This is a genomic window from Pseudomonas sp. BIGb0164, from assembly GCF_024810135.1.
Lineage (GTDB): Bacteria > Pseudomonadota > Gammaproteobacteria > Pseudomonadales > Pseudomonadaceae > Aquipseudomonas.
On sequence record NZ_JANUEA010000006.1, the window covers coordinates 62233 to 76180 of the forward strand.

Annotated in this window: 13 protein-coding genes; 6 read left to right on the forward strand and 7 right to left on the reverse strand. The window is 61.7% G+C overall.

What is annotated here, in order from left to right; all coding sequences use genetic code 11:
- Positions 1-51: 51 nt before the first annotated feature.
- From M2394_RS16940 to M2394_RS16955, 4 genes are all read right to left on the reverse strand, one after another.
- Positions 52-831: an ABC transporter permease gene (locus M2394_RS16940; protein WP_178921870.1), complete on the reverse strand. Its 780-nt coding sequence runs from the start codon at positions 829-831 to the stop codon at positions 52-54.
- A complete protein-coding gene (locus tag M2394_RS16945) occupies positions 828-1760 on the reverse strand; it encodes an ABC transporter ATP-binding protein (RefSeq protein WP_176996445.1) in 933 nt (310 codons plus the stop codon). The genes M2394_RS16940 and M2394_RS16945 overlap by 4 nt, the downstream gene beginning before the upstream one ends.
- A 133-nt stretch (positions 1761-1893) precedes the next feature.
- Positions 1894-2511, reverse strand: a complete 618-nt coding sequence (locus M2394_RS16950) for a glutathione S-transferase family protein (RefSeq protein WP_178921871.1) — start codon at positions 2509-2511, stop codon at positions 1894-1896.
- Between the two features lie 56 nt (positions 2512-2567).
- On the reverse strand, positions 2568-3227 hold the full coding sequence (locus M2394_RS16955; RefSeq protein ID WP_178921873.1) for a transglutaminase family protein: 660 nt from the start codon (positions 3225-3227) through the stop codon (positions 2568-2570).
- A 191-nt stretch (positions 3228-3418) separates the two neighbouring features.
- On the opposite strand from M2394_RS16955, the gene M2394_RS16960 reads away from it, so the two are divergent.
- Positions 3419-5866 (forward strand): acyl-CoA dehydrogenase, encoded by a 2448-nt coding sequence (locus tag M2394_RS16960; protein ID WP_259173226.1) that lies wholly within the window; start codon positions 3419-3421, stop codon positions 5864-5866.
- A 75-nt stretch (positions 5867-5941) separates the two neighbouring features.
- The gene (locus tag M2394_RS16965; protein WP_178921877.1) at positions 5942-6349 is read left to right on the forward strand and encodes a PA2817 family protein; all 408 of its coding nucleotides are present in this window, start codon (positions 5942-5944) and stop codon (positions 6347-6349) included.
- 129 nt (positions 6350-6478) lie between these two features.
- Here M2394_RS16965 and M2394_RS16970 read toward each other — a convergent pair whose 3' ends face one another.
- A complete protein-coding gene (locus M2394_RS16970) occupies positions 6479-7411 on the reverse strand; it encodes a LysR family transcriptional regulator (protein ID WP_259173227.1) in 933 nt (310 codons plus the stop codon).
- An 89-nt stretch (positions 7412-7500) separates the two neighbouring features.
- Between M2394_RS16970 and M2394_RS16975 the strand changes: the two genes are divergently transcribed.
- A complete protein-coding gene (locus M2394_RS16975) occupies positions 7501-8142 on the forward strand; it encodes an alanyl-tRNA editing protein (RefSeq protein WP_259173228.1) in 642 nt (213 codons plus the stop codon).
- A gap of 35 nt (positions 8143-8177) precedes the next feature.
- Here the strand turns inward: M2394_RS16975 and M2394_RS16980 are convergent, their stop codons facing one another.
- Together M2394_RS16980 and M2394_RS16985 are read right to left on the reverse strand one after the other, a co-directional pair.
- On the reverse strand, positions 8178-9752 hold the full coding sequence (locus tag M2394_RS16980; RefSeq protein ID WP_259173229.1) for an alkaline phosphatase: 1575 nt from the start codon (positions 9750-9752) through the stop codon (positions 8178-8180).
- Entirely contained in the window at positions 9749-10303 is a 555-nt protein-coding gene (locus tag M2394_RS16985) for a GNAT family N-acetyltransferase (protein ID WP_178921885.1), read from the reverse strand. Before M2394_RS16985 ends, M2394_RS16980 begins: the two co-directional genes overlap by 4 nt.
- A 190-nt stretch (positions 10304-10493) precedes the next feature.
- Here M2394_RS16985 and M2394_RS16990 point away from each other — a divergent pair, with 190 nt between their 5' ends.
- The 3 genes from M2394_RS16990 to M2394_RS17000 are packed head-to-tail and all read left to right on the forward strand — an operon-like array spanning position 10494 to position 13936.
- Positions 10494-10901: a biopolymer transporter ExbD gene (locus tag M2394_RS16990; protein WP_005786670.1), complete on the forward strand. Its 408-nt coding sequence runs from the start codon at positions 10494-10496 to the stop codon at positions 10899-10901.
- A 2-nt stretch (positions 10902-10903) separates the two neighbouring features.
- Positions 10904-11632 carry an energy transducer TonB gene (locus M2394_RS16995; protein ID WP_176996454.1) on the forward strand — a complete coding sequence of 243 codons (729 nt, stop codon included), beginning with the start codon at positions 10904-10906 and terminating at the stop codon, positions 11630-11632.
- 24 nt (positions 11633-11656) lie between these two features.
- Entirely contained in the window at positions 11657-13936 is a 2280-nt protein-coding gene (locus M2394_RS17000) for a TonB-dependent receptor (RefSeq protein WP_259173231.1), read from the forward strand.
- The last annotated feature ends 12 nt before the right edge of the window (positions 13937-13948 follow it).

Sequence of the window (13948 nt, forward strand, 5' to 3'; positions counted from 1 at the left end):
ATTCGCGAGCAAGCCCGCTCCCACATTTTTTGACCGTGTTGAGGTCAGTGCTTACGTGCGCATCCCACGCCCGCTCACCAGCAACTTGGCACAGCCGATATACAGCACCACGGTCGCCACGAGCATGAACGTGATCGCCACGCTGATCTTGATGTCCGACACCCCCAGGATGCCGTAGCGAAAGGCGTTGACCATGTGCAGCACCGGGTTGGCCAGCGACACGGTCTGCCAGAACGGCGGCAACAGGGTGATGGAGTAGAACACCCCGCCCAGGTAGGTCAGCGGCGTCAGCACGAAGGTCGGGATGATCGAAATATCATCGAAGTTGCGTGCAAATACCGCGTTGATGAACCCCAGCAGCGAGAAGATCGTTGCCGTCAGCACCACCACCAGCAAGGTGACCCCTAGGTGATGCACCTGCAGGTGGGTGAAGAACAGCGACAGCAAGGTGACGATCACCCCCACCATCAGGCCGCGCAGCACACCGCCCAGGGTGTAGCCGATCAGGATGGTATGCGGCGATACCGGCGACACCATCAGTTCCTCGATGGAGCGCTGGAACTTGCTGCCGAAGAAGCTGGAGACCACGTTGCCGTAGGAGTTGGTGATCACCGACATCATGATCAGGCCCGGCACGATGTACTCCATGTAGGTGAAGCCACCCATGTCGCCGATCTGGCGACCGATGAGGTTACCGAAGATCACGAAGTACAAGACCATGGTGATCGCCGGCGGCAGCAGGGTCTGCGGCCAGATCCGGGTAAAGCGCTTCACTTCGCGGTAGACGATGGTTTGCAGCGCGACGATGTTGGGTTGCAGTTCGGAACTCATACCGCCACCTTCGCCAGATTTTTCTCCACCAGGGACACGAACAACTCCTCAAGGCGATTGGTTTTGTTACGCAGGCTCAGCACTTCGATGCTCTGGGCTGCCAGTTGAGTGAACAGCGCCGTGATACCCATGGCCTTGTCCACCTGGACTTCCAGGGTGTGGCTGTCCACCAGGCGGCTCGGGTAGCCGAGCAGCTGCGGCGGCGCCGACAGGTTGTTCTTCAAGTCGAGCAGGAAGGTTTCCACATGCAACTGGCCCAGCAGGTTACGCATGCTGGTGTTCTCGACGATGGTGCCATGGTCGATGATGCCGATGTTGCGGCACAGCTGCTCAGCCTCTTCCAGGTAGTGGGTGGTGAGGATGATGGTGATGCCCTTCTCGTTCAGCTCGGTGAGGAAGGTCCACATCGAACGGCGCAGCTCGATATCCACACCGGCCGTTGGTTCATCGAGGATCAGAAGGCGCGGCTCGTGCACCAGGGCGCGGGCAATCATCAGGCGCCGCTTCATGCCACCGGACAGTGAACGCGAAGGCACATCACGCTTGTCCCACAGGCCCAGCTGGGTCAGGTACTGCTCGGCGCGCTCCTTGGCGACTTTCGCCGGGATGCCGTAGTAACCCGCCTGGGTCACGACGATGTCAAAGGTCTTTTCAAACTGGTTGAAGTTGAACTCCTGGGGCACCACGCCGATGGAGCGCTTGAGCGCCGCCGGGGATTTGTCCAGGTCATGACCAAAGATATTCACCGTGCCGCTGGTCTTGTTGACCAGTGTCGAGAGGATACCGATGGTGGTGGATTTGCCGGCACCGTTGGGGCCGAGCAAGGCGAAGAAGTCACCTTCGGCAACGTCCAGATCGATACCACTCAGGGCCTGGAAACCGTTGCCGTAGGTTTTGGTTAGCTGCCGGATGGACAGAGCGGAACTCATATCGGATTACGCACCAAAGAAGGGAATTGGAAGAATAGATGAGGGCGCAGCGCGCGTATTCAACGGCGGCGCATGACAACCATGTTGGCTGCCCGCGCCGCACAAGTACAGTCACCTGTATTAATAGTCAGTATTAAGTCAACGCGGTCATGACCGCTTTGCGATAGGCCGGGCGCTGTTGCAGGCGCTGGTACCAGGCCTCCAGATGAGGCATCGACGGACGCTCGATGGGCATTTCAAACCAGGCGTAGGCAAAGCAGCCCAGGGGGATGTCGCCCATGCCGATCTCGTTGCCCGACAGATACGGCTGTGTGGCGAGGGCCTGGTCGACGGTCTTGAGCACATCGATGCAGGTTTGGCGCCCGGCGTTGATGCTGTCCCAGTTCTGCTTGTCGGCCGGGGTGCGCAGGATGCCCCAGAACACAATCTTGAACGGTTCGGCGAGGGTGGACGTGGTCCAGTCCATCCACTTTTCAGCGTTGGCACGCGCCTTCAGGTCGGTGGGGTACCAGTTGGAACCTTCCTTCGCGCAGAGGTAGCGCACGATGGTGTTGGACTCCCACAGCACAAAGTCGCCGTCTTCGATCATCGGCACCCGGCCATTGGGATTCAGTGCCCTGTATTGCGGGGTGTCGACCACACCAAAAGCCCCGCCCGCATCAATTGCCTCATAGTCCAGGCCGAGTTCCTCGGCGCACCACAGTGCTTTCCTGACGTTTGATGAATTTTTACGACCCCAGATTTTCAGCATGACCGCGCCTTATCGTTGATGAACATGGCTTGATGAACGCAGCAGCATACGCCGGTTCACGCGCGGCTTAAATCGCTCTGCATGTCGCCCAGCAGCTCTGGCATGTCCTCGGCAAACAGGTGCGGGTAACACTGGCGGATATGGGCGAAGAAAAACGCCTCGGGCACGTCGGGAAACTGCCCGTGGTCCAGCACATATTCCATCGAACGCTGGCCCTGGCGGTTGAACGCGTGGAACACGCTGTCATGCAGGCCATCGAACGCCAGCGGCGGCACGTCGAACAGTTCACACAGCTGGCTGTTGAACGCCGGGGTCGCCTTGACCCAGCGTCCGCGCAGGTACAGCTCGGTGTAGCCATGCATGGCGAACACATCGCTCTTGAGCAACGCGATCAGGCGCGGCGTCGACAGGTGGTTGCGCACGTCGGCCAGGCCGATGCGCGCCGGTATGCCGCAGTGGCGGGCACAGGCGGCGAGCAAGGTGGCCTTGGGCACGCAGTAGCTCTCACCGGTGGCGAGGGCGAAGCTGGCGTTGAGGGTGCCTGGGTCACGGCTGAAGGTGTACGGGTTATAGCGAATCGCCTCACGCACGGCGTAGTAGAGACTGACTGCCTGGTCACGCAAATCTGCGCTGGGACCGCGATGTTTTTCGGCGAACTCCACCACCGCAGGGTGGTCACTATCGATGAAGCGGCTGGGACTGAGGTACGTATCCATGGGCGTTATCTCCGAAGCAAGCCTGGAGTGTAACGACAGGTTTGCCCTGTAGATAACGACGATTCGGCCAAATGTCGGCGCCTGCCGACCGGTGCTTCCCGTACAACTCGTAACACCCCGATCACCGCGCTTTTTCGGATGCCGACTAAGCTCCTTGGTGGTTTCGCCCCTGGTTTCACGGAGGATTGAATATGCTGTTGTTGTGGATACTGGTTCTGGTGGTCGGCATTGCCTACCTGGCACACCGCCGCACCGCGCCGCTGCCCGCCCTGGGTGTGGTCGCCGTCTACCTGCTGGCGATGGGCGCCTGGAGCCACGCACCGGGTTGGCTGCTGCTGATCTTCTGGGTGTTGCTGGCGGCTATCGCAGCACCGCTGCTGCTGCCGGACCTGCGCCGCCAATACTTCACCAAGCCGCTGTTCAGTTGGTTCCAGAAAGTCCTGCCGCCCATGTCCGAGACCGAGCGCGATGCCATCGACGCCGGCACCGTATGGTGGGATGGCGAGCTGTTCAGCGGTCGCCCCGACTGGGACAAATTGCTGGCCTACCCCAAGGCGCAACTGACCGAAGAAGAGCAGGCCTTTATCGACGGCCCCACCGAAGAACTCTGTGCCATGGTCAGCGACTGGGAAATCGGCCAGGCCATGGACCTGCCGCCCGCCGCTTGGGAGCACATCAAGACCCATGGCTTCTTCGCCCTGATCATTCCCAAGGAATATGGCGGCAAGGGTTTCTCCGCGTACGCCCACTCTCAAGTGGCCATGAAACTCGCCACCCGCAGCGGTGACCTGGCCTCCACCGTGATGGTGCCCAATTCCCTCGGCCCGGCCGAATTGCTGCTGCATTACGGCACCGACGAACAACGCAACCATTACCTGCCGCGCCTGGCCCGTGGTGACGATATCCCTTGCTTCGCCCTCACCGGCCCGCTGGCCGGCTCCGATGCCGGCGCCATGCCCGACACGGGTGTGATCTGCAAAGGTGAATGGGAAGGCAAGGAAACCCTCGGCCTGCGCCTGAACTGGGAAAAACGCTATATCACCCTTGGCCCGGTTGCGACCTTGTTGGGCCTGGCCTTCAAGGCCCATGACCCGGACCACCTGCTGGGCGAGGAAGAAGACCTGGGCATCAGCCTGGCGTTGATTCCTACCGACACCCCGGGCGTAGAAATCGGCCGCCGCCACCTGCCCCTGGGCGCCGCGTTCATGAACGGTCCCAACTCCGGCAAGGATGTGTTCATCCCGCTGGAGTTCCTGATCGGCGGCCAGGAGATGCTCGGCAAGGGCTGGATGATGTTGATGAACTGCCTGTCGGTCGGGCGTTCTATTTCGCTGCCTGCCGTCGGCACTGGCGCGGCCAAGTTCACCAGCCTGGTGACCGGCCAATACGCCCAGGTGCGCGAGCAGTTCAACGTACCGCTGTCGGCCTTCGAAGGTATCCAGGAAGCCCTGGCGCGCATCGGCGGCAACGCCTGGCTGATGGACAGCGCGCGCATGCTCACCGCCAATGCCGTGGACCTGGGTGAAAAACCCTCGGTGCTGTCGGCGATCCTCAAGTACCACCTCACCGAACGCGGCCGCGAATGCATCAGCCACGCCATGGACGTGCACGGCGGCAAGGGCATCATCATGGGCCCCAACAACTACTTGGGCCGCAACTGGCAAGGTGCGCCGATCTTCATCACCGTGGAAGGCGCGAATATCCTCTCGCGCAACCTGATGATCTTCGGCCAGGGCGCCATCCGTTGCCATCCGTTCGTGCTCAAGGAGATGGCCCTGGCCGGTCGTGAAGACCATGACCAGGCGTTGAAGGAGTTTGACGGCCTGTTGATGCAGCACATCGGCTTTGCCGTGAGCAATGCCGCCAGCACGCTGGTGCTGAACCTCGGCATCGGTCATTTCGAGAAAGCGCCGGGCAACCGCTTGAGCCAGGGTTACTTCCGTGCGCTGAACCGCCAGACCGCCGCCTTCGCCCTGCTTGCCGACCTGAGCATGATGTTGCTGGGCGGCGAACTGAAGCGCCGCGAACGCCTGTCGGCGCGCCTGGGCGATGTGCTGAGCCACCTGTACCTGGCGTCGGCCGCGCTCAAGCGTTACCACGACCTGGATTCGCCGGACCATCTGGAGCCGCTGTTCACCTGGGCCATGGAAGAAAGCCTGGGCCAGTCGGAACGTGCGCTGGATGAACTGCTGAGCAACTTCCCGAACAAGGTGCTCGGTGGCCTGCTGCGGGTGATCGTGTTCCCGTTCGGCCGTCGCCACACCGGGCCGTCCGATGCGCTGGATGCCGAAGTGGCTGCGGTGATCGGCCGGGCCAAGGGCGACCCAACTCTCGAAGAATTGTTGGCCGGTTGCTACCGTCCACAATCGACGGACGATCCGGTGGGAGCCCTGCAACACGCGTACGACTTGCTTGGCGCCAGCCAACCCCTGCAGAAAAAACTGCACCAGGGCCTCAAGAGCGGCCAGGTCAAACCGGCGGCTGGCGAGCATGCCATCGATGCCGCGCTGCACGCTGGCGTGTTGCAACCGGCTGAAGCGCAGACCCTGCGTGACGCCGAAGCGGCACGACGCAAGGTGATCGACGTGGATGATTTCAGCAAGGAAGAGCTGACCCAGGCAGAAGGTAAAGTCCGCTGATCCCGGCGGTGATATAAAAACGGGCGCGAGAGGCATATACTCTCGCGCCCGTTTTTGCTTTAGAGGACTTATCTCGTGTCCAACGTCGTTGCCGATCATCTCGTCTTGCTCGACCACCTGCGCAGTATCCTGGTTGCCGTCGGCGAAGCCGAACAGGTTCCCGAGGAAAGCCACTCGCTGTTCCTGGAGCGCTTCGACGAATTGCGCGCCCTGCTGCCGATCGACCCGATCGAAAGCCAGTACCTGGGCCAGGACCTGATGAGCCAGGTCATCCTGCGCTACCCACAAATCGCCCACCTGGTGCCGCGCGACCTGCTGTGGTTCTTTGGCGGCGACTGCCTGCACTTCATGCCAGACGAAGAGCTGGACCTGTACCAGGCCCTGGAAGAGCGTCGCTTCGAAGCCGAGCAGAACGACGAGCCGTTCGACTGGAACCAGGAGAAGCAGCTGCTGGCCATGTCGGACGACCAGAGCAAGCACTGATTTTTTAGACCGCAGGCAATCTAAATGTGGGAGCGGGCTTGCTCGCGAATGCGGTGGATCAGTCATTTTTTTCAGCGACTGACACACCGTATTCGCGAGCAAGCCCGCTCCCACAGTTTTACCGCATGCCTACCTTCGGCGCAGTGTAGGTTCGCGCGCCATGCACTCCACCAGATAATCGATAAACACCCGCAGCTTGGGCGGCAGATACCGCGTGGGCGAATGCAGCAGCCAGGCCTCGCCATGGTACGAGGCGATAAAGTCCCACGCCGGCAACACCTGCACCAGGCTCCCCTCCTCCAGCGCATGGCGCGCGGTGAAATACGGCAAGCTGCCAATCCCCACATGCTGCAACACTGCATCCAGCCGCACGCCCGTGTGGTTCGCCGCATACCGCCCGCGTACACCCACCGTCACCGCCTTGCCGCCCTGGCGAAACTTCCAGCGTGAATCTCCCGGTGTCTCTCCCAGGTAGATACAACTGTGCTCAAGCAGATCATGAGGGTGACTCGGTGTGCCGTGTTTGGCCAAGTAATGCGGCGTGGCGCACAGCAAATGCTCGATGGGCAGCAACTGCCGCCCGACCAACCCCGGTGGCGGGCTGTCGGTGATGCGGATGCTCAAGTCGACGTTGTCGTCGATCAGGTCCACCTGGCGATCTTCAAGGATCAACTGCACATCCACCTTGGGGTAGCGCCGCAGGAACTCCGGCATATGCGGGTGCACCACGAACCGCCCCACCGCCTTGGGCACGCTGACCCGCACCAGGCCTTCCGCCTCGTGGGTGAACTGACCGCTGATCTCCATCACCGAGCGAGCCGCGTTGACCATTTCCTGGCAACGCTTGAACACCTCTTCACCGCCTTCGCTCAAACGCAATTTTCGTGTGGTGCGCTGCAGCAGCCGCGTGGCCAGCGCCTTCTCCAGGCGCGAGATGCTGCGGCTCACCGCCGATGGAGAAACGCTCAATTGTCGCGCCGCTTCGGAGAAACTGCCGGTTTCCACCACCTTGACGAAAATCGCCATCTCGCCCAACAGTGGCAAAGGAAAATTGATGCTCATGACGCACAGGTCCATTGATAATTGAGCGGATTATCACCCATCTGCGCACTATTTATACTGCCCACAGAACCCTGATGCGGATGTAGACGATGACCGAGCGCCTGTTTTTTACCCACGACCACCTGACCGCCGAGCTGGAGGTGCTGAGCTGCACGCCCCACGAGGATCAGTTTGCGGTCATCGTGCAGTCGACAATTTTTCACCCCCAGGGTGGCGGACAGCCGTTCGACATCGGCTGGCTCGGTGACAGCCAGGTGTTGCGCGTCACTCAGGAAGCCGATCGCGTGGTGCATTACGTGGATCAACCTGTACAACCCGGCCCGATCACCGCGCGGGTCGATGCACAACGCCGCGCCCTGCACACGCGCCTGCATTCAGCCGGGCATCTGATCGGCAACGCCGGTGAACGCCTGGGCTGGATGCCGATCAAGGCGCACCACTGGCCTGGCGAGGGCAAGATCACCTTCATCCGTGGGGAAGCGGCACAAGCCATGGACGCCGAAGCCCTTCAGCGTCAGGTCGATCAGTGGATCGCCGCGGATTACCCGCGCCATATGACCCTGGAAGACGGCACCCGCGAAGTCGGCTTCGGCGAATTACCCGCCTATGCCTGCGGCGGCACCCATGTGCAGGCGCTGGGCGAACTGGGCCAAGTGACCATTCTGGCCCTGTCCGAGAAAAAGGGGGCGCTGTCGGTGCGTTACAGCATCAATGACAACATTGCCGTTTGATCGCCCCAATCCCGTAGGAGCCGGCTTGCCGGCTCCTACAGAACCGTGGCGCCGGGGCGGCCGGGCTCGACGGCGAAGGACTGCAGGGTGGAGAGCGTGGCCAATGGGTCACGCGGGTCGCTGATCGCACGCAGGTGGGTGAGCATGCTCTGCTCCTGCAACTCCACCGAGACATACCCCCGCTGGCGGCTGTCGAAAAACTTCACATGGGGGTTGAGCGGCAGAATGGCTTTGTACGGCTCATAGGGCGGGCCGTCGGAGGTCACCGATGAACCGACGAACTCGGTCGCCACCACTGGCGAGTCCAAATCATTGGCGTCTGCGTGCAAGTCCGTAACCCAGAACGAATGAATATCGCCGCCCCAGAACACCGGATTCTTCAGACGGTGCCGCTGGATGGACGCCAGCATGCGCTCACGATTGGCCATGTAGCCATCCCATCCATCCGTCCAGCGCCCCGGCTTGTGGTTGGTCAGGTCGCGCTGGATCAACGGGGCGACGAGCAGGTCCTGTGCGATCACGTTCCACTGCGCAGGGGACTCGGCAAAACCTCGGTCCAACCACGCCTCTTGCTCCCAGCCGAGCATCGTGCGACGAGGGTCGCGCAGGTCGGTACAACTGTTGTCGGCGATGTGCCCCTGGTGGCTGCCATTGGCGAGGATGCACGGTTGCTCGGAGCGGTACTGACGGCCATCCAACACGTGGAATCGCGCCAGTCGGCCGTAGTCCAGGCGCCGGTAGATACGCATGTCCGGCCCCTTCGGCAGGCTGCTGGCGCGCAGTGGCATATGTTCGTAGAAGGCCTGGTAGGCGGCTGCCCGCTGCTTGAGGAATTGCGCCACCGGGATCTTCGGGTCCTGGGACCAGCGGTTGGCGTAGTCGTTCTGCACTTCGTGATCATCCCAGGTCGCCACGCTCGGTGCAGCAGCGTGCAGGGCCTGCAGGTCCGGATCGGTTTTGTACAGGGCATAGCGGTTGCGATAGTCGCTCAGGCTCACTGCATTGCCGCTGCCATGGGGGCGAATGACCTTGCCCGAATCAGCCGCATAGGAACTGTCGTAGATGTAGTCACCGAGGAAAAACACCAGGTCCGGCTGCTCAGCCGCCAGGTGGCGATACGCGCTGAAGTAACCGCGTTCCCAGTGCGAGCATGACACAAACCCTAACCGCGCCGACACCATCGCCTGCATAGGCGGCGTAGTACACGCACGGCCTACCGGGCTCTGCGCGCCCAGGCCTTCGAACTGGTACCAGTACGGCCTGCCCGCTTCCAGCCCCGCCACTTCCACATGCACCGAATGGGCAAAGCGTTCCGTCGCCGTGGCTTCGCCCTGCTTCACAATGCGCGTCATGGCCGCATCGCTGGCCACCCGCCAACGCACTGGCACCGGGCGGCTCAACCCGCCTCGACCATCCCCGGCATTGAACAGCGGCGCCAGGCGCGTCCAGATCACAAACCCATCGGGCAACGGGTCACCGCAAGACACGCCCAGGGTGAACGGATAGTCGACCCCGGCACTGCGCGCAAACGGGCTGAGGATCGAAAAAGCCGAAGCAACCGCCAGCCCCGTGAGAATGCGCCGACGGCCATGGTTCACCTCGCCGCTCATGTGCGCGCCTCCCAGTCTTCGCGCAGCGCGGCGAAACCGAGCAAGTCTTCATACACGCCGTTCTTGAGAAACGCCCCGCGCATGCAACCCTCATAGCGCAGGCCGATTTTTTCCATCACCCGTGCCGATTCCTTGTTGCGACCAAAGCACTGGCTGCCCACCCGATGCAGTCCGAGCTGCGTGAACCCGTAACCCGTGACCGCACTCGCCGCCTCGGCGGCATAGCCCTGGTTTCGACAGCTTGCCGCGACCCAACCACCGAGGTGGCCATAGTGATGCCGCGCATTCAGACGCAAGCTGACCATGCCGATCAGCTCGCCACTTTCCCGCAGGTGCATCCCGAGGCTGAGCAGGTCGCCCGCACGAAATTTATCGCCCATCGCGCCAATAAATTCCTGCGCCGTTTCCAGCGTGTAGGGCGACGGAATGTTCGCGGTGTTGTCGGCGATTTTCGGCCCGTTGGCGAGGCCAAAAAGGGTCTCGGCCTGGGTCATTTCCAGCGCCCGCAATAGTAGTCGCGGAGTCGCCAAATGAGGCAGTGCGGTCGGCATACAGAGGGGCTCTCGAGATAAATTCTTCAAGAATGTAGCCCCTGTGTGTCATTTGCATTACGTCATAAAACTGCAAGGTAAATCGTCTGAAAGACGCGTCCTAGAGCCCTAAAAACGTCAATTAAAGTTAACCAATCGGTCATTTTTGGTTGTTAGCGTGTCGCCCCTAATTCAACGACGGGGTAGCGGAATGAGAACCTGGGATGAACCCAAGAAGCGCAAGGCACACATCGAATTGATCCCGATGATCGACGTGATGATGTTCCTCCTGGTGTTTTTCGTACTCGTGAGCTTGAACGTGATTCCGGCCCTCGGCATGAAGACTCAATTGCCCAGCGCGAGCAGCTCGCAGCAGCTCAAACCACAGAACAAATTCATCCTGACGTTGGGCCTGGAAGGCCAGCTGCAACTCGACGGCAAGGACCTCACGGTGGACGCCCTGGTACCGGCATTGAAGGCCGCCGAGAAGCCCGATACCAAGTCGACGATCATCGTCAATAGTGACAAGGGCGTTGAGGTTTCGCGCCTGGTGGAAGTGATGGACACCCTGCGCCTGGGTGGCTTCACCTCCGTGTCCATTGCCACGCGTAAGTCCTGATCATGTACGTCCTGTTTCGTGCGCGTCAGCTGCTGGGCAGTGTCCCGGCCCTGATCGCCCTGGTGCTGATTGCACTGGGTATCCAGTCCCAGACCTTGAAGGTCGAACCCAAGTACGACGAGTCGGCGGTCGAGCTGGCGTTGGTCGAACCCGAGCCGGAAGTCATCCCGGAACCGGTGGTGGAACAAGAGCCGCCACCGCCGGTGATCGAGGACGAAGAGGCCGAGCCGGCCCCCCCGCCGCCGCCGCCCAAACCGCAGCCAAAACCCAAGCCTGAGCCCAAGCCAAAACCTGTGCCCAAGCCCGTGGTCGCCAAGCCCACCCCAACACCGACGCCGCCACCGGTGGCCGCCAAACCGGCCCCCGCCGCCGTGGCCCAGGCCGCGCCGACACCCGCACCGCCGGCGCCGCCGAAGGTCGACGGCCAGGCGCTGGAAGGCGGTTACCTCAAGGGTTTGCGCAACGAGTTGGACACCTACAAGCAGTACCCCACCGGGCGCCAGGCCTCCCTCGAACGCCCCAGCGGCGAAGTGGTGATCTGGCTGCTGGTGGACCGCCAGGGTCGCGTTCTGGATTCCGGCTTGCAGACCCAGGCCTCGAGCATGTTGCTCAACCGGGCCGCCACCAACAGCTTGCGTCGTATCAAGCAAGTCAAGCCGTTCCCCGAGCAAGCCTTCGGGGGGCGCAATGAGCAGCGCTTCACCGCCACCTTCAACTACAGCGTGCAATAAGCACCCGACACCAGGACGACAGTGATGAGGTTCACACGGATTCATCTGGCACTCGTTGCCGCAAGCATGGGCCATGGAATGGTCATGGCCGACACCAACGACAGCGACGTCGGGACGATTGGGGTTCAAGGCAAGGCCACGGCAGGTGGCGGCTACATGGTGCAGGAAGAAAGCATCAAGGGCCGCTCCACCGTGACCAAGGAAGCGCTGGATAAGCAGACCGCCACCGGTAACGCGATCGACAAGCTCAAGTACACCCCGGGCCTGAACATCTCCAGCGAAGACAACACCGGCCTGTCGGGTTTCCGCTTCACCATGCGCGGGCTCAACTCCGACCAGGTGGGGATGTCGGTGGACGGCATGCCGATCAACGACTCCGGCAACTACGCGCTCTACTCCAACCTGCTGGGCGACCCGGAAAACATCGAGCAGATCTTCGTCACCCAAGGCTCGGCGGAAGCTGACGGCCCGCACATCGGTTCCAGCGGCGGCAACATCGGCATCGTGACCATTCGCCCGACCAAGGAAACCGGCGCGTTCGTCAAACAGGTCATGGGCAGCAACGCCACCCGCAAGACCTTTGCCCGGCTCAACAGCGGCGAGATCAACGGCCTGAGCAACTGGCTGTCGGTGTCTCATACCGAAGGTGACATGTGGCGCGGCTCGGGCGCCGTGCGGGCGGACAAGGTGGAGTGGAACAGTTTCTTCGACGCCGGCAACGGCAACACCGCCAACCTGATCCTCAAGTACCACGAGCAGGACAACAACAGCTACAGCCAGCTCACCAAGGGCCAGTTCCAGCAGAACGGCCGCAAGTACGACCCGTACCCTGCCACGCCGACCGTGGGCAGCAACGGCAAGGTCAACAGCTACTACGCCCTGGCGCAGAACCCGTTCCAAACCTTCACGGGGGTGCTCAATACCCAATTCAAACTGGCTGACAACCTGGCGTTGTCGGTGATCCCGTATTACTACTGGGGCAACGGCAGCGGCGTGGGCTCGAACAGCTACGCGCTGAACCGCGGCTCCAACGCGGGCGGCGTGTTCGACTTGAGCAACCTGCCGACCGCGGCGCAGTACAACGCCGACGGTTCCTCAACCACCGGCGTGTACTACCGCCCTTCCCGCACCCAGACCTGGCGCCCGGGCATCACCACCAAGCTGAACTGGGACCTGGAAGAACACAGCCTGCAATTCGGCTACTGGTATGAGCGTGCGCGCCAGAGCCAGACCCAACCGTTCATTGCCCTCAAGAGCAACGGCAAGCCAACCGACACCTGGCCAGACGGCAACGCCGTGGTCGATGCCAACGGCAACACCGTGCAGGGTCGCGACCGCTTCACCGTCACCCCGGCGCAAAAAGTCTGGGCCCAGGACACCTGGTACATCAACCCGGACTGGACCCTGGTGGCGGGCCTGGCCTACATGAACGTCGAGCGTGATGGCACCAACCATGGCAGCCTCACCGAGCAGGCCGAGAAGCGTAACCAGACCTACAACAAGCTGCTGCCCAACGTCGGGCTCAAGTACCAGCTCGACGAGCGTGACCAGTTGTTCTACAGCCTGTCGCGCAACATGCGTATCCCGCAGAACTACGTGCTGTACGACAAAGGTGCCGGCTCCATCGACGCCAAGCCGGAAACCAGCTGGAACCACGAGTTGGGCTGGCGCTACACCGATGAAGACATGACCGTGGCCGCGACCTTGTTCTACATGCAGTTCAAGGATCGCCAGGTGTCGTCCAAAGACATCAACGGCGACTTCGCCGACATCAACGCCGGTGCCGTCAACAACAGCGGCCTGGAGCTGGAATGGAGCGGCCTGCTGCCGAACCACTTCAACTACTACACCTCCTACACCTACACCAAGGCCGAGCAACAAGATGACCTGACCGTCTACAACGCTGGCAAGGCCATCCTGTTGCCCACCAGTGGCAAGCAGTTCGCCAACGTGCCGAAAAACATGCTGGCCGCCAACATCGGCTACGACGATGGGCGCTTCTACGGCACCTTCGGCGGCAAGTACACCAGCAAGCTCTACGGCGACCTGACCAACGACGAGGCGATCTCCGGACGCACCGTCTTCAACGCCGGCGCCGGTATCTACCTGCCGGTGGACAAGAAGGTGGTCAAGGACGCGACCCTGCGCCTGAACGTCGACAACCTGTTCGACAAGAAGTACCTGGACGGCGTGTACACCACCAAGACCAACTCGGCCACCTACGGCGGTTTCCGCGACGGCGACCCGGCGTACATCGTGGGCCTGGAACGCACCGTGACGGTTTCCCTGGAAGCCAATTTCTAACTGCGAGGTAAG

Excerpts from the sequence above, each read along its gene's own strand:
- M2394_RS16940 (WP_178921870.1), bottom strand. The coding sequence starts at position 831 with ATGAGTTCCGAACTGCAACCCAACATCGTCGCGCTGCAAACCATCGTC.
- M2394_RS16945 (WP_176996445.1), bottom strand. The coding sequence starts at position 1,760 with ATGAGTTCCGCTCTGTCCATCCGGCAGCTAACCAAAACCTACGGCAAC.
- M2394_RS16950 (WP_178921871.1), bottom strand. The coding sequence starts at position 2,511 with ATGCTGAAAATCTGGGGTCGTAAAAATTCATCAAACGTCAGGAAAGCA.
- M2394_RS16955 (WP_178921873.1), bottom strand. The coding sequence starts at position 3,227 with ATGGATACGTACCTCAGTCCCAGCCGCTTCATCGATAGTGACCACCCT.
- M2394_RS16960 (WP_259173226.1), top strand. The coding sequence starts at position 3,419 with ATGCTGTTGTTGTGGATACTGGTTCTGGTGGTCGGCATTGCCTACCTG.
- M2394_RS16970 (WP_259173227.1), bottom strand. The coding sequence starts at position 7,411 with ATGAGCATCAATTTTCCTTTGCCACTGTTGGGCGAGATGGCGATTTTC.
- M2394_RS16975 (WP_259173228.1), top strand. The coding sequence starts at position 7,501 with ATGACCGAGCGCCTGTTTTTTACCCACGACCACCTGACCGCCGAGCTG.
- M2394_RS16980 (WP_259173229.1), bottom strand. The coding sequence starts at position 9,752 with ATGAGCGGCGAGGTGAACCATGGCCGTCGGCGCATTCTCACGGGGCTG.
- M2394_RS16985 (WP_178921885.1), bottom strand. The coding sequence starts at position 10,303 with ATGCCGACCGCACTGCCTCATTTGGCGACTCCGCGACTACTATTGCGG.
- M2394_RS16990 (WP_005786670.1), top strand. The coding sequence starts at position 10,494 with ATGAGAACCTGGGATGAACCCAAGAAGCGCAAGGCACACATCGAATTG.
- M2394_RS16995 (WP_176996454.1), top strand. The coding sequence starts at position 10,904 with ATGTACGTCCTGTTTCGTGCGCGTCAGCTGCTGGGCAGTGTCCCGGCC.
- M2394_RS17000 (WP_259173231.1), top strand. The coding sequence starts at position 11,657 with ATGAGGTTCACACGGATTCATCTGGCACTCGTTGCCGCAAGCATGGGC.